The organism is Marinobacter sp. (genome assembly GCF_046484525.1).
GTDB lineage: Bacteria > Pseudomonadota > Gammaproteobacteria > Pseudomonadales > Oleiphilaceae > Marinobacter.
Window position 1 is genome coordinate 1 of the sequence record NZ_JAWOIS010000003.1, and the last position, 17,810, is coordinate 17,810.

General features: G+C 55.0%; 14 protein-coding genes. 3 read left to right on the forward strand and 11 right to left on the reverse strand.

The window, feature by feature from the left end; genetic code table 11:
* Both R6W86_RS00465 and R6W86_RS00470 read left to right on the forward strand, forming a co-directional pair.
* Positions 1-1,153, forward strand: a 1,153-nt coding sequence (locus tag R6W86_RS00465) for a proton-conducting transporter membrane subunit (RefSeq protein WP_410327429.1), incomplete at its 5' end; no start/stop codon positions are given.
* Positions 1,150-3,579: a YbcC family protein gene (locus R6W86_RS00470; protein ID WP_410327430.1), complete on the forward strand. Its 2,430-nt coding sequence runs from the start codon at positions 1,150-1,152 to the stop codon at positions 3,577-3,579. The genes R6W86_RS00465 and R6W86_RS00470, both read left to right, overlap by 4 nt.
* 134 nt (positions 3,580-3,713) lie before the next feature.
* On the opposite strand, the gene R6W86_RS00475 is transcribed toward R6W86_RS00470, so the two are convergent.
* Positions 3,714-4,682 (reverse strand): beta-ketoacyl-ACP synthase III, encoded by a 969-nt coding sequence (locus tag R6W86_RS00475; RefSeq protein WP_410327431.1) that lies wholly within the window; start codon positions 4,680-4,682, stop codon positions 3,714-3,716.
* A gap of 184 nt (positions 4,683-4,866) precedes the next feature.
* On the opposite strand from R6W86_RS00475, the gene R6W86_RS00480 reads away from it, so the two are divergent.
* Positions 4,867-5,109, forward strand: coding sequence for a YdcH family protein (locus R6W86_RS00480; protein WP_410327432.1), 243 nt, complete (start codon positions 4,867-4,869; stop codon positions 5,107-5,109).
* A gap of 20 nt (positions 5,110-5,129) precedes the next feature.
* Here R6W86_RS00480 and R6W86_RS00485 read toward each other — a convergent pair whose 3' ends face one another.
* The 10 genes from R6W86_RS00485 to R6W86_RS00530 form a co-directional block, all read right to left on the reverse strand.
* Positions 5,130-6,332, reverse strand: coding sequence for an MFS transporter (locus R6W86_RS00485; RefSeq protein WP_410327433.1), 1,203 nt, complete (start codon positions 6,330-6,332; stop codon positions 5,130-5,132).
* 341 nt (positions 6,333-6,673) lie between these two features.
* Positions 6,674-7,129, reverse strand: a complete 456-nt coding sequence (locus R6W86_RS00490) for a cytochrome c (protein ID WP_410327434.1) — start codon at positions 7,127-7,129, stop codon at positions 6,674-6,676.
* 54 nt (positions 7,130-7,183) lie between these two features.
* Positions 7,184-8,329: a lipid A deacylase LpxR family protein gene (locus R6W86_RS00495; RefSeq protein WP_410327435.1), complete on the reverse strand. Its 1,146-nt coding sequence runs from the start codon at positions 8,327-8,329 to the stop codon at positions 7,184-7,186.
* A gap of 56 nt (positions 8,330-8,385) precedes the next feature.
* On the reverse strand, positions 8,386-9,222 hold the full coding sequence (locus tag R6W86_RS00500) for a TIGR00730 family Rossman fold protein (RefSeq protein WP_410327436.1): 837 nt from the start codon (positions 9,220-9,222) through the stop codon (positions 8,386-8,388).
* A 21-nt stretch (positions 9,223-9,243) separates the two neighbouring features.
* Positions 9,244-10,635 carry an MBL fold metallo-hydrolase RNA specificity domain-containing protein gene (locus R6W86_RS00505; protein WP_410327437.1) on the reverse strand — a complete coding sequence of 464 codons (1,392 nt, stop codon included), beginning with the start codon at positions 10,633-10,635 and terminating at the stop codon, positions 9,244-9,246.
* 145 nt (positions 10,636-10,780) lie between these two features.
* Complete coding sequence (locus R6W86_RS00510) at positions 10,781-11,905, reverse strand: ABC transporter permease (RefSeq protein WP_410327438.1); 1,125 nt, start codon at positions 11,903-11,905, stop codon at positions 10,781-10,783.
* Positions 11,906-11,910: 5 nt separating this feature from the next.
* Entirely contained in the window at positions 11,911-13,032 is a 1,122-nt protein-coding gene (locus tag R6W86_RS00515; protein WP_410327480.1) for an ABC transporter permease, read from the reverse strand.
* A 47-nt stretch (positions 13,033-13,079) separates the two neighbouring features.
* Positions 13,080-14,864 carry an ATP-binding cassette domain-containing protein gene (locus tag R6W86_RS00520; RefSeq protein ID WP_410327439.1) on the reverse strand — a complete coding sequence of 595 codons (1,785 nt, stop codon included), beginning with the start codon at positions 14,862-14,864 and terminating at the stop codon, positions 13,080-13,082.
* 1 nt (position 14,865) lies between these two features.
* Positions 14,866-15,915 (reverse strand): secretion protein HlyD, encoded by a 1,050-nt coding sequence (gene hlyD / locus R6W86_RS00525; RefSeq protein WP_410327440.1) that lies wholly within the window; start codon positions 15,913-15,915, stop codon positions 14,866-14,868.
* A 220-nt stretch (positions 15,916-16,135) separates the two neighbouring features.
* Positions 16,136-17,758: a BCCT family transporter gene (locus R6W86_RS00530; RefSeq protein ID WP_410327441.1), complete on the reverse strand. Its 1,623-nt coding sequence runs from the start codon at positions 17,756-17,758 to the stop codon at positions 16,136-16,138.
* Positions 17,759-17,810: the final 52 nt, after the last annotated feature.

Sequence of the window (17,810 nt, forward strand, 5' to 3'; positions counted from 1 at the left end):
GCATCAACTACTGACCCTTTACGGCGACCGGCCGGAGGCTCGGCTCGCCGCAGCCCAGAAATTCATTGCCAGCAGGCTCGGGGATGTGTGCGTTATCGCCAGTGTGCTGCTGCTCTGGAGTCATTACGGGACGTTCCGACTGCCCGAGATGATCGCCGCGGAAGCGGCTGTAGGCCAGTCTTCCGCAGCACTGACGCTTGCCTCCGTACTTCTGGCGGTGGCTGCCATCCTGAAATGTGCCCAGATTCCCTTCCACGGCTGGCTGCTGAGGGTCATGGAAGCTCCCACACCGGTTTCTGCCTTGCTCCATGCCGGCGTCATCAACCTGGGTGGTTTCCTGTGGCTGCGATTGTTCCCGGTGTTTGAGGGATTCACCGCCGGCCACGCGTTGTTGCTGGTGGTGGGTGGGGGCACCGCCCTGATTGCGGTACTCACCATGATGACCCAGACCTCTGTCAAGCATGCCCTGGCCTGGTCCACCATCTCCCAGATGGGCTTCATGCTGTTCGAAATCGCACTCGGAGCCTACGTGCTGGCGCTGCTGCACCTGCTCGCCCATTCCCTCTACAAGGCGCATTCGTTCCTGGCATCGGGACGGACGGTGAAGGTATCCGCCACCTCGTTCCACTCGGGTGCGACTACTGGCAGCAACATCATCCTGGCCGCTGCCGGCGCAGCGCTCTCCGCCCTTATCCTCTGGCTCTGGCCCGATCTGGTGCAGGGCAAATCGGTGCTCGCCGGACTGTTGGTGCTTGCGATTGCCAGTGTCATCCTGGGGATTCCCAACGGTGCCAGCACCAGAACGCGGGCACTGGTCATGACCCTGGCACTCATGCTGGTGCCGCTCTATGGCGCATTGCACGCCATGCTAGGCGGTGTATTCGGAACCTACGAGGCAATGGTTCCGCCCCTTGAGGCTTCCATTGTCGCCTGGGCAATCCTGATCGCGCTTGCACTGCTCTCTGCGCTGATCCTGGCTGCCAGCCGGTCCAGAGCAGTCCAGGTGCTCCAGGCGCGATTCAGCCAGGGGCTGCGCCTTGAACAGCCTTTTGAGCAGATCACCCGCAAACTTGCCAGTGATGCCCTGAACGTTCCGCACAAAACTCGCGACCACCTGTCCGGTTATCCCGCTACTGCAGGAGAAAGATCATGACTGCAAAACTCGCTGTTTCTCTGGCGGCCCCCGAGAAAGAGGTCACCGCCTTGCTGTCGGGAATTTCCCAGACCATTGCGCCGATCTGGCCGCTGGACCGCTGGATCGCTGTCAATCCCTGGTGGGGCTTGCGGGACATGTCGATCATCGGCGCAGCCCGGAAGCTGCGGCAGAATGCCGGCATAGAGATGCTGATGCCCGCGGAATTTTATCTGAACGCCCTGGAAAGCGGTCGGATCCGAGAGGAGGATCTCCTGGCGGCTATCTCAGAACGGCAACTGGAGGTGTCGGTTGATGCCGTCATCGGCGCGCTGAAAGGAAATCGCGGTGGCGACCGGCAGGTGTTTTCCGCCCTGGAGCATTTCCCGGCATCGAATTCGCGGCCGTCCCTGGCAGCGGAGATCAGGGAGCAGGTGGGCCGTGTCTGTGCACGATTTTTTGACCAGAGACAGTCACGGTGGCGGGCTGAGGACGATTCCGGGAGTCTGTTTGCTTTCTGGCTGGATCAGACCCGTATCGATCCCTGGCCCGGCAAAGGTTCCGAGCTGAGAATGACCCGCGAGGATCTCTCAGGGCTGCCATCGGACTGGCGTCTTGCGGCCGATCGGATCATCGGAGATCTGCCTTATACCCAGAGTGAATTAGAGGCCCTGGGCCACAGTCTGCTTTGCGGTCTGACCGGCTGGGCCTCCTGGTGCCGCGGTGTGGACTGGCGTGCGGGGCTGGAGGGCCGCAGTTCCCGCGTTTGCGACGAGCTTCTGACCATCCTTCTGACCTGGGAGAAGCTTGCCATTGACCGGCTTCCGGTAGAGCGAAAATCTGCGTGGCAGCGCAGCCGGGGAGCCTGGACGGACACCGCAACCGATTCACCGTCTCTCGATCTTCAGGAAATGAGCCCCTGGCTTTTCCAGCGGGCGTTCGAACTGGCGTGGACCCGAAGCTTTGAGAGCAGGCTGATCAAGGCTGCGTCAAACCATGACAAAGACAAGGTCACACCGCCGGCCATCCAGGCGGCGTTCTGCATTGATGTTCGTTCCGAGGTGTTTCGGCGGCACCTGGAATCAGGGCGGCCGGGGATTCAGACCATCGGCTTTGCCGGGTTCTTCGGTATTCCGGTGACCCGTCAGGAGCCCGGGCCCAGAGAGGATGAACCGCGGCTTCCAGGCCTGCTGGCCCCCAGTTACCGGTTCAATGAATCCACCGGTAACCTTGCTGCGGACCGTGAACTCAACCGCCGACTGGACCAACGGGAAATGACCAGGGAATCGGTACGCAAGGGCAAGTATTCAAGTCTTTCGACCTTTACCCTGGTAGAAACAACCGGGCTTGCCTGGGCGTGGAAACTGATCCGTGACAGCCTGAACCGGAAGTCCGCTTCGATATCGGGAGAGGACGGGCTCGGGGAAGGGCGCCTGTGCCATGTGCATGGCGGTGATCCGGTTCGGGATGAGGAACGGGTCACAATTGGGGAGAATCTGTTGCGGGGAATGTCCCTCACCAACAATTTTGGCAGCCTGCTGTTACTGGTCGGCCACGGGACCCACACCGATAACAACCCTAACGAGGCCGGACTGGCTTGTGGTGCCTGCGGTGGCAAGAACGGCGGTGTCAACGCAAGGATCGCCGCCGAACTGCTCAACGACCGGATTGTCCGTGAGGGACTGGCAGAACGGGGCATCCGTATTCCCGATTACTGCTGGGCGCTAGCGGCGGAGCACTGCACGGTCACGGACCGTATCAGTATTATCGGTCCTGACCTGGTACCGGACTCTCACCTGATCCAGCTTGAGGAGTTGGAGCGGGCCCTGGCAGAGGCTGGTCGAAAAACCCGTCGGGAACGGGCGGCTGCTCTGGGCCTTAATGGCAGCAAGGATTCGGAGCTCGCAGAGGCCATGGAGAAGCGAACCACTAACTGGGCCGAAGTCCGGCCGGAATGGGGCCTGGCCAACAACGCCGCGATTATCTTCGCCAAACGCCAGCGCAGCCGCGCCGCCAATCTTGGCGGCCGCTGCTTTCTGCACGACTACGACCCGGGCCGGGACGAGGATGGCAAGATTCTGGATGCGCTGATGACTGCCCCGATGGTGGTCGCGAACTGGATCAACCTCCAGTACTTCGCCTCCGTCACCGCACCCACCGTTTATGGTGCCGGCAACAAGTTGCTGCATTCCGTGGCGGGAGGCAATCTTGGGGTAATCGAAGGGAATGGCACCGATCTGCGGATCGGCTTGCCGATCCAGTCGGTCCACGACGGCCGCCTATGGCGCCATGAACCCATGCGTCTGACGGTAGTAATAGACGCGCCGGAAGCACGTATCCGGGCGGTACTGGAAAAGCATCCAGACGTGGCAGCGCTCGTGAACAACCAGTGGTTATGGCTGTACCAGCTGGGTAGTGGGGGAGAGTTGATTCCCTGGAGCGGATAAGACCGGCGAAACCGGGGGAGATAAATCCAGGTAGGGGTCAGATGAAAGCCTTCATCTGACCCCACTTTCAAATCAAGTCAAGACGCTCACGCCCAACCCGGGGTCTGATGAAAGCCTTCATCTGACCCCTTCTTTCAATACCGAAGCAGCGCCGACCCCCAGGTAAACCCACCCCCAAAGGCCTCCAGCAACACCACCTCATTCCGCTTGATCCGTCCGTCACGAACAGCCACATCCAGCGCCAGAGGAATAGACGCCGCCGACGTATTCCCGTGCTTGTCTACGGTTACGACCACCTGATCCATGGGCAGCTTAAGTTTCCTGGCAGTCGCCGAAATGATCCGCAGATTGGCCTGGTGTGGCACCAGCCAGTCCACATCGGTCTTTTTCATGTTGTTGGCTTCAAGGGTTTCATCGACGATTTTGCCCAGCGTATTCACCGCGACCTTGAAGACCTCGTTCCCTTTCATCTCCACGAAGGCGAGACCGGCTTTCACACGCTCAAAGTCATCGGAAATACCGCAGGGAACATGCAGCAGCTCTTCGTATTGCCCGTCCGCGTGGATATGGGTTGAGAGAATGCCGGTTTCTTCGTTGGCCTCGAGGATCACCGCACCAGCGCCGTCACCGAACAGTACACAGGTGCCACGATCTTCCCAGTTGAGAATTCGGGAGAACACTTCCGCGCCGATGACCAGGGCTTTCTTGCTGCTACCGGTCTTGATGAACTTGTCAGCAACGGACAGGGCATAGACAAAACCACTGCAGACTGCCTGGATATCAAAAGCCGGGCAACCGTGAATGCCGAGACGGGCCTGGAGTATACAGGCGGAGCTGGGGAAAATCTTGTCCGGAGTTGAGGTGGCAAAAATGATCAGATCGATGTCCTGGGCACTGATGCCGGCGGCCTCAATCGCCCGGAGCGCGGCCTGCTCGGCGAGGTCGACCGTGGTCTGTCTGTCTTCGGCAATGTGGCGCTGCTCGATACCGGTACGTTCCCGAATCCACTGGTCGGTAGTTTCCACCAGAGACTCCATGTCCTTATTGGTCAGAATCTTCTCCGGAAGATAGGAGCCGGTGCCAACGATTCGGGCGTAGGTCATGCTTTTTGTTCCTCAGGTGTACGTGTTCTGTCTGGCATGGGTTGTGATATTGCCATCCTATACCCTGGCGAGTGTTAAGGTTATTAGCGATTTGTCAAAGACCCCACAGGAATGTTCCAGTTCTACTATGATGAGGAGAGAGACAGACGCTCGCTCAAATTCAACTAACCGGAGGCCAATCACTATGGGTATTACCAGCCACGAACTCCACAAGGAATTCCCTGAATACAGGGGCCGGATTGAAGAGCTGAAGTCCAACGATCTGAAATTCAGTGAGAAACTCACCCGATACTCGGAGTTGGACCAGGAGATCGAAGGACTGGAACAAAGAGGTGGACCCATCAGTGATGACAAGATGCACCGATTGAAAGCATGGCGAGCCCAACTCAAGGATGAGCTCTATCAGACATTAACAAACGGTATGTAAAATCCGCTTATCTGCAGTCCTCAGGCAGTGCTTCTGGTGCCGGCGGTCGAGAGCTGGCGCCAAGCCATGAAGAAAATCATCAGACCCGCTACGGCGGTGGTCGCTCCAACATACCCTGTGGATTCCCACCCGAACCCGGCCGTGATCGCGAGGCCGCCCAGCCAGGGCCCCATGGCATTGGCCACATTGAAGGCCGCGTGGTGGGAAGCGGCAGCGAGAGTCTGGGCGCCGCTGGCCACATCCATCAGATGAGTCTGGAGGGCGGGGCCGAGTCCGACCATCAGGGCCACCAGGAAGCACATTCCCATTAATAACCAGAGATTGCCGGTGGTTAGCGGGAACAGCAAAAGCGTACCGGTGGCCCACAACAACAACCAGCCGACACCCTTGAACTGAAGGCGGTCAAAAATCCAGCCTCCCAGGATGTTTCCGGTGAATCCACCTAGCCCGAATATGAAAAGAACGACCGGAATCCAGCCGTCCGACACTTCAGTAACTTCCAGAAGAGTTGGCGCCAGATAGCTGAATACACAGAACATTCCGGAAAAACCGATCGCCCCAATGGCCAGTGGATACCAGATCTCGGCCCGGCCAAAGGCCCGGACTTCATGCCACGGACTGTTGCGTTTCTCGTTGCAATCAACCGGGAGAAATGTGTACACCGAAAAACCGGTAATCAGGGCCACCAAACCCACGAAGGCGAAGGCATAGCGCCATTCCACGCTTTGTCCCATCAGGGTTGCCAGAGGATTGCCGATGAGCAGTGCCAGCGTCAGGCCAATCATGACTCGACTGACCGCCTTGGCCCGTTGGTTGACGGGCACCAGGGACGCGGCAACCAGTGCAGCTACTCCGAAATAAGCACCGTGGGGCAGGCCGGCAACAAACCGGGACACCATGAGCGTGCTGTAATCTCCCGCGACCGCACTGGCCAGGTTGCCCAAAGCATAGAATCCCATCAACCCAATTAACAGGTGTCGCCTGAAAAAGCGCGCACCGATAATGGCGAGCAGGGGGGCACCGACTACCACACCCATGGCATAGGCACTGATCAGATGCCCCACTTGCGGTTCGCTCACTTCCAGATCGCTGGCTACATTGGGCATCAGACCCATAAGGGCGAACTCACCGGTGCCAATGGCGAATCCGCCCAGGGCGAGAGCAATCTGGATCAGTACTGCCCGCGTCGGCGTGACGGCTCGCGCTGCATTCTTGGCTGGCATGGCTTTCCTTTGGAAAGTGGACGGGAAACCGCACATTGTCACGAAGATTGCCCCCGATTTTTATAGGCAATTCCGCGAACTCGAAATTCTGGCTGGAGAATTCCCTAGTTGACCAACAACCTCCCTCGCAGTTCCGAGGACGTCACGTTCATTCGGATGAAACGGGCAGACAGGGTTCGCAGAATAATGATGGCAACGACCAATAGAGCGGTGCTCACCAATAACCGGAGCATCGACCCTGGTACTGAAAAGTTTTCCGGCAACAAAGTCAGATTCTCCAACATAGTCAGGTTCCTTGCGTTACCTCAAACCAGCCGCCGAAAAGGATGCAAGAGTTGGCGTCACTCATAAAAACGATCCCGAAAAGATTGACGGAAATCCTGGTGGCAGACCAGGCAGGCTTGCTGGAGCTCCGCGAACGCGGCGATAACGTCTTGCCCTTCTGCTTGCGTTGCCGCATCTCTCATCTTCATTGCTGCGTCGTGAACTTCTTTGTCGAGAGTTCGGAATGTCCCGGCATTATTACCCAACCATGCAAGAATACGCATTTTTTCACCCAGCGGAGGCTGTGCATGGTCTGCAATTCTCGGCGCTATTTCAGCTACAGAATCCCAATCTTCTTTTGAAATTGAGCCGGTAACCTCCTGCATATCATGTCCTAGCTGTTGCATTATCTTTTGAAGGGCCATTTGATTCGTGGAGTCTTCTTCCGAGGCTGCATATGATACACCGGATATTAGAAACGTCACTAAGGTTATAACAGCGGCATTAACGGTAAGATTTTTATTGGCTTTCATAATATCTCCTCTCAATATTGAGCATGTATTGTGGGTGGGTTGAGCTTTCCGAGTCTAAATTTCCAGACTTATTGCAACTGATCCGAAGGCATGGTGCCCGTTTTGTTCGTCGAACTCGCGTGTTCGCCAAACTCTCATCAATGCCAACCGGACTCCATGTCCCGAAACAAGCCATTGGCTACTAATGCCAATCGCTCCTTGAAGGACGAATGGACGTCGTTTGACATGGTGACTGTTGCTGAAGAGATTTCCGTCCAGAGAAAAATCCCAAAGTACGGCTTTCGCTTCCAGATTGGCGAATGTATGAACTCCCGGTCGAGGTGCATGTGTCGAATCGGGCTGCGTGGTGCGTAATTTGGCTGCTGATGATGGTGGGCGATTCTCGCCTCCAGGACGGATCGAATAGCTACCGAAGTCGTTAGGAATATTCCACCCGGTCCGTAGTTCGAAACCTGCTGAAGCTGAGGTTTCAATGTTTCCCAGACGTAACGCGTAGCGTCCTATAATATCACCACTAAACCCCGGTTCGACGGCGCCAGGAGAAGAAGGCTTAAACTTGCGCTCTAATGCGAGTAAAAATGCCGGTTCGTTATTCAATTGGTTATCCCACCCACTAAAGCGATCTATGCCACGCAGGTTATGCACAAGATCCTGGGACTCTTCAGCAAGCGACCAGGGACCAATTACACCTAATGCCAGTTCGCGACTATCAAGCATCTCGTAACCGACATTCTGGGGCTGGCGGCGTTGATTCCATCCCAAACCAAGGTATAACAACCCGGCATAGGGGCGGTCGTCGCGAATCAGATCAGTACGCGCCTTGTCATCAGGCGTATACATGGCTTGCCCGACACGCATGACGAGGTTCTGTGATACTGATCTCGCTTCCCCGCTTTGCCAGAAGCCCGGATCAACCCGGCCTAGAAAGCGTGTGTAAAGACTTAGAGGGTTTGGAAGGCAGTCTGGAATCAGCTTCCCTTCTAAATCATGGGAGACCGTGGTCACCGCCAATCCATTTGTGTAATTGCGGTCAGTGCCAGCGAACAAATCATTCTCTAAGCGGACAGTGGCACCACGCCAGCTTATGCTTTGCTCCTTCGTGCAAGTCTCATTTTCGCTCCGCCCAGCTAGATCGGCCGAATGGGCAAAACCGGGGAGGAGGGTGCAGTAAGCGAGCAGGCAGGCGATTATTGGACGCATATCGTCCCCCCGGTCTGGAAATCGCGGCATTTGGCGATGGGTACCAGGTATCATCGCTACGTGCCTCTCGGCATTCGGCCATCATAGAAACATTCCAGTGCAGCGATAATCTCGCATGCTTCGTCGACGCAACTGAAAAGATTGATATCCGCAGGCTCGATATAGCCCTCTTCAGCTAGATAGTCGAAATCAATTAGTCGACGCCAAAAGGAACGACCAACCAGGACCACCGGAATTGGATCGATTTTGCCGGTTTGAATCAGTGTTAAAACTTCAAACAATTCATCCAATGTTCCGTACCCGCCCGGAAATGCGATTAGCCCCCGAGCCCGCAAAAGAAAATGCATTTTGCGCAAAGCAAAGTATTGAAAGCGGAAGGCCAGTTCCGGGGTGATATAATTGTTCGGTTTTTGCTCGTACGGCAACGTCACGTTAAGGCCAATTGAACGAGCACCAGCCTCAAAAGCGCCGCGATTAGCAGCCTCCATGATTCCTGGCCCTCCGCCGGTTACGACGACAAAATCACTGCGTTTGCGTTGCTGAAATCGCGCCGAGATCAACTCTGCAAAACGGCGTGCTTGTTCGTAATAGAATGCTTGCCCGACCCGACGATGGGCCCGAGCCAACTCCTGTCCGCTGGTTAATGGATCCACTGCATCCAGTTGAGCTTTCGCAGAAGCGGTATCAACGATGCGGGCACTGCCGAAGACCACGACTGTTGATTGTATACCTTGCTCGCGCAATACCCGTTCGGGCTTGAGTAGCTCAAGCTGTAGTCGCACCGGTCTGAGATCGTTCTGATTAAGAAGCTCAAGATCTTCGTGTGCCAGGCGATAGGTTGGGGACTCAAGAATCGCCTTCAGACGTTTTTCAGGGTTCAGCGAATACTTCATGGCGACCTCGTAAATGATCAGTCAGGCCCAGGTCACTTCATGGCCATATTCAGGAATTGAGGTACTCCATCCGTATCGTTGTTCCAGGGCTTTTGCCAGTGGAAGAGCGGCCTCGATTTCGCCGTGAACAACAAACGTGTGATGCGGTGCTTTGCGAAATAAGCTTGCCCACTTCAAGAGTGCACTCTGATCCGCGTGGGCGGACAGCCCCTCAACCGAATGAATCGAGGCGCGTACCGGGATTTCCTTCCCCAAAATCCTCACTTTGTCTGCCCCTTCTTCTAACTGCCGCCCAAGTGTGCCACGCGCCTGGAAACCTGAAATCAATACGCTACATTCGCGTCTTGGTAGATTGTGCAACAGGTGATGTCGGATACGTCCTGCATCACACATGCCGCTAGCAGAAATTATGATGGCACCAGAGTGAATCCGATTAAGTGCTTTGGACTCCTCAACGGTTGCAGTGAAATACAGGTATGGAATGTCTTTACTTTTTGCGTGCCATCTTGCAAGGCCCTTAGCCTGCTCGTCGAAAATCTCAATGTGTTCGCGTGTGATGCGAGTAGCTTCTGTGGCCATTGGCGAATCGACAAAGATCTTTGTTTGTTGCAAGCGTCTTTCGCATGTGAGTCGATGCAGGTGATAAAGTATTTGTTGAGTACGGCCAACCGCGAACGCGGGAATAATAACGTTACCTCCGCGCTTGAATAGGGTTTTCTCAACGATAGCGATCATGTCCTCTTCCATTGAGAGCATGTCTTTATGGATGCGATTACCGTAAGTGGACTCCATAACGAGAATGTCCGCTTCATCGATTGGAGTTGGATCACGCAAAATGGGACGCCCAGGTTGTCCCAGATCGCCTGTGAATACGAGCTTTTTTGTGCTTCCACCTTCTGTGACCCAGACTTCGATGATGGCGGATCCCAAAATATGACCTGCATCTCGAAAGCGACATTGAACAAAAGGGTGTGGCTTTAACTGAGAATCATATTCAACTGTTGTTGCTTGGTTTAAGCATTCTCTGACATCTTTTTGGGTATACAGTGGTCCAATTTTTTCTTTCTTGCGGTACAACTTGGCGGGGCGTTTGAGCTCACTTTGCTGGATGTGTGCGCTGTCCGAAAGCATAACGCCAAGCAGATCGACTGTGGCTGGAGTGGCAAAAATGGGGCCTTTAAATCCGGATCGGGTGAGCTTGGGTAACAGACCGCAGTGGTCGATATGGGCATGAGTAAGCAAAACGAAATCGATTAACTCCGGGTCGAAAGGGAAGGGTGCATGATTTCGCAAGGCCGCCAAATTACCGCCTTGCACCATCCCGCAGTCAACCAAAAACCGAACATTCCCAGTTTCAACGAGAAAACAGGAACCGGTTACCTCACGCGCTGCTCCAAAGAAGTGTAACTTCATGGGAAACTCTTCTCCCTAAATTATTATGGCGCCCGTTTAACAATTGCCTCTCGGGCACGGATTTCAGCTCGCACGCCTGGCGCCCAGCCTCTGGCTCTGGCTCTGGAGCACTGGGTATTTTTCCCGACTCTACGGGGTGTGTTCGTCATTGCAGGCGTCCCCGTACAAATGCTGAGGCCATGGTGAGCGACACCAGGGCAATGAGTAGCAGTGGCCAGAGATTATCGAGTATGTCTGTGAGTGGCATTGCCTTTAGAAAGCTGCCCTCTACGATGATAAGGAAATGAGTGAGCGGAATTATCTGAGCCAGCCATTGCAGCAGCGTAGGCATATTCTCTACGGGAGTGGCAAAACCGGACATAAGAACAGCAGGTACGCCAATGGCAAACGCGCCTAGAATAGCTTGTTGCTGGGTTGCGCTAACTGCAGAAATCATCAGGCCGATACCCACTACCGAAAGAATAAAGAGCATCAGACTGACAAGGAGCAGAGAGAACGAGCCGTTGAAGGGAATTCGGAATAGCCACACGGCTGCGGCCATCATTGAGAGACCGAGCAATGTGCCGATGGCGAGCGCTGGCAACGACTTTGAAATAATGATCTCTGGTGTTGAGGTTGGAGACACCATCAGTTGGTCGAATGTCCCCAATTCACGCTCACGGGCAATTGACAGTGAGGTGATAACCAGGGCACTGAAAAGGGCAAGGATGCCACTCAGACCAGGTACGATAAACCAGCGGTATATTAGATTAGGATTGAACCAGTTGCGCACGACCACTGATGCTTCAGTCTGAGCGTCTGGGTTAATTTCGACACCAATTTGCGCGGCAATAGTGGAGAGGTAGCCGACGGTGATCTGACCTGAATTGCTACGTCTACCATCTACCAGTACCTGAACGTGGCCGTCGTTGCCTGCTCCGATGGAGCGCGAAAAATCAGCAGGAATATCCAGTGCGGCGATAACTTTACCTTCGTCCAGCAGCGCCCGAAGCTCCTGCCGATCAACCACTTTAAGAACTTGATTGACGAATTCGGCACTGTCCAACCGCCTGATCAATTCGTCAGACCAGCGGCCCGCGTCTTGATTGTAGACCGCGATATCGACGTTTCTTACTTCCAAAGTAGCTGCGAAGGCAAATACGAGTAATTGCAGCAGGGGAGGGACGAAGACAACCATCCGACTGCGAGGATCGCGTAGGATGCTCAATATTTCCTTGATAAACTGGGCGCGAAGTCGAGTTAAGGAAAAGCTATTGAAACGATGTGACATGCGCCTCACTCCAGATTTTTCCGCGTGGCGCGTTTGGCTAACATAAAAAAGAGCACTCCGATTACCGACATTGCAAAAAGGTTTGGCACAAAAACCGCCCAAATGTCGCCAGCCAAAAAAACAGTTTGCAGAGACGATACGAAGTAGCGGGCCGGGATTAACCAGGTAATCGCCTGAATTGGTGCCGGCATGGCTTCGATCTCGTAAAGGAAGCCCGACAACATGAATGCGGGGAGGAAACCCGAGAAGAGTGCGATCTGCGCAGATAAAAACTGATTGCGGGTAACTGAGGAGATCAGTAGTCCCTGGCCTAGCGCGGGAATCATGAATACTGCTGAAAGTAGGAGAAGGGCGGCCAACGACCCCCGTAGCGGCACCTCGAATACGAAGACTGCTAGCGCAGCCGCACCAAGGGTAGATAGCATGCCAAGAGCAAAATATGGTAGCAGTTTGCCGATCAGAATTTCAGCGACTGCAGCGGGAGTGGACAATATAGCTTCCATAGTGCCGCGCTCCCATTCGCGTGCAACCACGAGAGCAGTGAGCATGGTGCCAATAATTGTCATGACGATTGCAATCGCCCCTGGCACGAGTGATCGGCGGCTTTCCAACTCGGGATTAAACCAATAGCGTGGTTCCAGTAGCACCACTGCCGTTCGGGGAGGAGCGGAATCCGCTCTTGCTTGCCAGGTCTGCACGACCCCCTGCGTGTAGTTGGCAACGTAATTGGCTGTGTTTGGCTGCGAGCCATCGGCCACAACCTGCACTAGCGGCTGAGTGTTAACGTTTGAAAGACGGCGCTCGAAATCCTGGGGAATCACCACAAACCCACGGAGCTTGCCTGATACGACCTGTTCGGACACCTCGCGCCGATCATGGGCGAAGGTCACATCGAGGTAACGAGTTCCGGCAAAGGCGGCGGCTAAGTCCTGAGCCGAGGCAGACGGGGACTCCTGTACCACGCCGATTCGAACCTCACTCACATCCAACGATACTGCGTAGGAGAACAAGAATAGAAGTACCACAGGCAGCACGAATGCAATCAGTAACGTGGATGGATCCCGTATTGCCTGCAAACTCTCCTTGAGCACCAAGGCTTGCAGTCGCTTTAGATCAAAGCGGCGCATGGCGTAGGGAGACGAGGTTCTGCCATTTTGACGGCTTTGTGTGTGGTTCACGTTGCGAGCTCGCCACGAGCAGCTTGAGCCAAGTCGGCGGACTCAACCAAATGAATGAAGGCATCTTCCATAGTCGGATCGGGGCGAGAGGCGCTGGCGGCGTTGCGTTTGAGGGAATCGGGTGTGTCTAGGGCAATCAGCTTTGCCCGATAAAGCATAGCAACTCGGTCACAGTACTCCGCCTCATCCATGAAATGGGTAGTGACCATCACAGTGACACCCTTGTGTGCAAGACCATTGATGTGGGTCCAGAACTCTCGGCGCGTAATAGGGTCGACTCCGGAGGTCGGCTCGTCCAGAAATAAGACAGGAGGTTGATGCATCAACGAGCAAGCCAATGCAAGTCGCTGTTTAAACCCCAGGGGCAACGAGTCCGGGGCAGCCGAAAGCCATGTTTCCAGTCCGAAGGTGTCAATCATCTCATCAATACGTTTCCGCCGATTGGCGCCCACCAGTCCATAAACACCGGCTGAAAACTCCAGGTTTTGTTGGACCGACAATAAGCCGTAGAGAGAGAACTTCTGAGCCATGTAGCCAAGCTGGCCTTTCGCCGCGCTTGTTGCCCGCCGCAAATCCAGACCCACCACGTGCGCCTCTCCATGGGTGGGTTTAAGAAGGCCGCACAGCATCTTGAAAGTGGTGGATTTACCAGCGCCATTTGGCCCGAGCAGTCCGAAGATCTCGCCTTTTCGCACTTCAAAGCTAACGTTATCAGTGGCAGTAAAGCTGCCGAAGCTTTTGGTCAAGTTGCGACAGGAGACGGCAATGTCTGAATCGAGGTTCACCGGCGGCAGACGTTCTGCAAGCGCCGAGCGACCGCCAGGGCCACCGCCGAGGAGATCAATGAAGGCATCTTCAAAACGAGGTGGAACTGCGCTCAACCGGGCATTGAGCCGATCAGCCAGGGCGCGGATCTCTTCAGAGCTCTTGTCAGGACGCAACACCACGCGCACTCCGGCTCCCTGAATCACACCATCGCCAATACTGCCAAGAGCTAGCGCATCGGCCAGAACAGCGCGGCGCCGCTGGCCAAGTTCCTCGAGGCGGAAGCTGCGATTTTTTATACGCCCGGTCAGCTCTCGGGGTTGCCCATTGAAAGCGAGCTCTCCATCATTCATTAACATCACGCTATCGCAGCGTTCCGCTTCATCGAGATAGGCGGTCGACCAGACCACCGCCATGCCATCGTCCGCCAGTTCCTGGACCATGCGCCAAAGATCCTGCCGGCTCACCGGATCAACGCCCACCCCAGGCTCGTCCAGCAGAAGTACTCTAGGCCGTGCCATCAAGGCACAGGCCAAGCCTAGCTTCTGCTTCATGCCGCCGGACAGTTTGCCCGCCAAGCGCTCAGTAAAGGGCGTGAGGCGAGTAAAATCGAGCAGTTGGGCGAACAGGTCGGCGTGTCGATCCGTCTTCATGCCACGTAATTGGGCATAAAGACGCATGTTTTCCAACACCGACAGGTCCTCATAAAGCCCGAAACGCTGTGGCATGTACCCGGTTGCCACATGAATGATGTCGTTGTCTTCGACTACATCAAAACCGGCGACGGTAACGCGGCCGGCGTTGGGAACCAACAGGCCTGTCATAATTCGCATCAGGGTAGTCTTCCCGGCACCGTCTGGACCAACCAGGCCTGTGAGTTGGCCATAATGGATGCTTGCGTTGAGTCCACGTAGGGCTTGGACGGTCCCAAAGCGTTTGTCCAGGCCGTCAATGACCACGGCAACACTGGTATCCCCGTCAGGAAGAGGTATTGGCGCATCTGTGTCAATCGCCATATCAGAAAGCCTCTGCCCCGATGCGGGTATCTGGGGAGATCGCTATCTCAATGGTTACAGGCATTCCTTGACGCAGCCCTGCGATCGCATCGGAATCATTGATGACAATTCTCAGCCGATAAACCAGATCCGTACGTAACTCGGTGGTTTCCACGGTTTTTGGGGTGAATTCAGCGCGAGGTGAGATAAAGCCAATTTGGCCTTCGTACGCTTTCTCGGAGGAGTCGCTGTAAACTTTCACACGATCTCCCGGTGCTATCAGACCTAAGTTGGGTTCGTTAACATAGGCACGTACATACACTGGCGAATCAAGGCTTAAGCTATAGATTGCGTTTTGGCTGGTTACCATGCTCCCTGGCTCCCGCACCCTTGAAATAACTGTACCTGAGCTGGGTGCCACCAATTCGGTGTCAGCAAGAGCAGTAGCTGCCTGTGCTTGCGCCGCCTGAGCGGCGGCCAAGCGTGCTTCCGCCGCTGCGATGTCCTCACTACGAAAGCCTTCATTGGCGAGTGACAGGGTAGCTCTGGCTGCATTGACGGCAGCTATTGCCTGATCTCGCAAAGCGAGGGCAGTGTCTACAGTTTGCTGGCTACTGGAACCCGACTGGAGCAGTTTGCTCTGGCGGCGATAGTTGCGTTCAGCCTCGGCGGCGACAGACTGCGCCTGTTCCAGCGCCTCACGTGCCTGCACAATCTCTTGGGGGCGCAGGCCCTGACGCAACTTGGCCAGCTCCGCCCGTGCCATAAGAACGTCAGCTTCAGCTGCCGCCAACGAGTTTTTATAAGGGATGGCATCAAGTGTGGCCAAGGGAGTGCCGGCGGTGACGCTATCACCCTCATCAAACATCATTTCAGCCACCCGGCCGGGCTGCCGGAAAGCCAGTTGAACCTCCCGGATATCGACGTTGCCATACAAAAACAACACATTCCCGTCTTGATGCGTACGCAGCATCCACAGCCACCAAGAGGCACCGATGGCTACCAAGGTAAAAACGATAACCACGGCTACCATTACTGGTTTGGAAGCAAGTTTAAGTCTGTAGTTCTTCATCGGCGGACCTATGTGCACAAAGTAAATAGGAGCGTCTTCATAGCGCGATGATCCACTGCCAAACCATCAAAGAAAGTAATTAATTGCTATCTTAACAGCAATTAAAAGGGGTGCAACGCAATTTGTAGGGCGATCGAACGTTGTAAACGAGGGGTATCTCGTTCTCTAGCCGTTGTTCATGCCTGGCGTGGCAATTGCCGATTTCATTGAAAGCGTCCAGTCAACCCCAGGTTTGCTCGTCACGACCGGTCCACGGCTCCCGAGAAAGCCTGCTCTTGAGAGGTTGGCGAGGGCCAAATTCCTCCATACGCAGGGCCTTGATCAGACCGGCGACCATCATCAAAATCACGATGGAAAATGGAATTCCGGCCATTACTACTGCTGACTGTAGCGTAGGAACGCCGCCACCTGCGAGCAAAATCCCTGTCAGCGTGCCCACTCCCAGCCCCCAAATCACTCGAGGTAAAATTGGTGGTTCTGGATTACCTTCCGCCAGTATTGTGGTGATTACAAGGGTCCCGGAGTCTGCCGAAGTGATAAAATAGGTCGCTATCAACAAGGTAGCTAACGCAGAGGCGCCCGTTGTTATCCAGTCGGCACTTATGACTTCGATGGTGCGGTATAGCGCAAGCGTGACATCGTTCTGTACTGCTGAGGCAATGCCTCCAGTGCCGAACAGCTCGTTATGTATTGCGCTGCCCCCGAACAAACCGATCCATACAAAACTGAAGAGGGTGGGTACGAGCAAAACCCCAAAGACGAACTCACTGAGGGTTCGACCGCGAGAAATTCGGGCAATAAACATTCCTACAAATGGTGCCCAGGCTAACCACCACCCCCAGTAGAAGACTGTCCAATCCTGTTGCCAGCCCGAATCTCCGGTAACATTGGTCCAGAGACTCATCTCGGGCAGATGCTGCACATAACTTCCGGTACTTTGTACGAGGAAATTAAGGAGATAAGCGGTTGGTCCAAATAGTAGGAAAAACGACAGTAAGAAAACGCTCAGCCAGAGGTTACCGATACTCAACCAACGTACGCCCCTTCGTACGCCACTTACCACAGAAAGTGTGGCAAGGCAGGTCACTACAGCAATTATTATGAGTTGGTGCGATAGAGAAACCTCTAAACCGATGAGCTGGTTGAGTCCCGTGTTCATCTGTGTCGCTCCAAGTCCCAACGTGGTGGCGACACCGAACACTGTTCCAAATACGGAAAGGGAGTCTGCAACATTGCCCACCCACCCATGGATGCGATTTCCAAACAATGGATATAACGCCGAGCGAATGGTTAAGGGCAGACCTTTCCGATAGCTGAAATAGGCCAGAATGAGGGCTACCGTGGCAAATATGGCCCAGCCGTGGAGCCCCCAGTGGAAGAAAGTCAGGCGCATGGCTGCAACGGCGGCCTCGGGCGTGCCTGTGGTCGACGTGAAGGGATTTCCCTGCAGGTGGCTAACGGGCTCTGCGATGCTCCAAAAGATCAGACCAACACCAGTCCCGGCGGCGAACAACATCGCGATCCAGGAGGGCAGCCCAAATTCAGGTCGTTCATCGTCTCTTCCAAGTCTGACATTGCGATACCGGCCCGTTGCGAGCCAGATAATAACGGCTAGCAGAAAAGTAACCAACACCACGTAGTACCATTCCAGAGTTGGGCCTACCGCGCTTCGCGCTGCAGTAAGAACACGATTGGCAGTCTCTGTCCAGAGACCTCCCAAAACCATCCATATTCCAACGAGGACGCACGCGACAGTAGTAACCGCAAGGTTCAGCCCACGAAATGGCCCCCGTGCTATGGAGGTTGTAGCTTGTTTTTGCTCTGATACTTTTTGCGTCGACATCAAGCCGCTCCAGCCAGGTTATAGATTCTGGTAGTAACGCTCTGTATATGCC

Bases quoted from the DNA above. Each gene is read 5' to 3' on its own strand.
- R6W86_RS00470 (WP_410327430.1), top strand. From the start codon at position 1,150: ATGACTGCAAAACTCGCTGTTTCTCTGGCGGCCCCCGAGAAAGAGGTC.
- R6W86_RS00475 (WP_410327431.1), bottom strand. From the start codon at position 4,682: ATGACCTACGCCCGAATCGTTGGCACCGGCTCCTATCTTCCGGAGAAG.
- R6W86_RS00480 (WP_410327432.1), top strand. From the start codon at position 4,867: ATGGGTATTACCAGCCACGAACTCCACAAGGAATTCCCTGAATACAGG.
- R6W86_RS00485 (WP_410327433.1), bottom strand. From the start codon at position 6,332: ATGCCAGCCAAGAATGCAGCGCGAGCCGTCACGCCGACGCGGGCAGTA.
- R6W86_RS00490 (WP_410327434.1), bottom strand. From the start codon at position 7,129: ATGAAAGCCAATAAAAATCTTACCGTTAATGCCGCTGTTATAACCTTA.
- R6W86_RS00495 (WP_410327435.1), bottom strand. From the start codon at position 8,329: ATGCGTCCAATAATCGCCTGCCTGCTCGCTTACTGCACCCTCCTCCCC.
- R6W86_RS00500 (WP_410327436.1), bottom strand. From the start codon at position 9,222: ATGAAGTATTCGCTGAACCCTGAAAAACGTCTGAAGGCGATTCTTGAG.
- R6W86_RS00505 (WP_410327437.1), bottom strand. From the start codon at position 10,635: ATGAAGTTACACTTCTTTGGAGCAGCGCGTGAGGTAACCGGTTCCTGT.
- R6W86_RS00510 (WP_410327438.1), bottom strand. From the start codon at position 11,905: ATGTCACATCGTTTCAATAGCTTTTCCTTAACTCGACTTCGCGCCCAG.
- R6W86_RS00515 (WP_410327480.1), bottom strand. From the start codon at position 13,032: ATGCGCCGCTTTGATCTAAAGCGACTGCAAGCCTTGGTGCTCAAGGAG.
- R6W86_RS00520 (WP_410327439.1), bottom strand. From the start codon at position 14,864: ATGGCGATTGACACAGATGCGCCAATACCTCTTCCTGACGGGGATACC.
- hlyD (WP_410327440.1), bottom strand. From the start codon at position 15,915: ATGAAGAACTACAGACTTAAACTTGCTTCCAAACCAGTAATGGTAGCC.
- R6W86_RS00530 (WP_410327441.1), bottom strand. From the start codon at position 17,758: ATGTCGACGCAAAAAGTATCAGAGCAAAAACAAGCTACAACCTCCATA.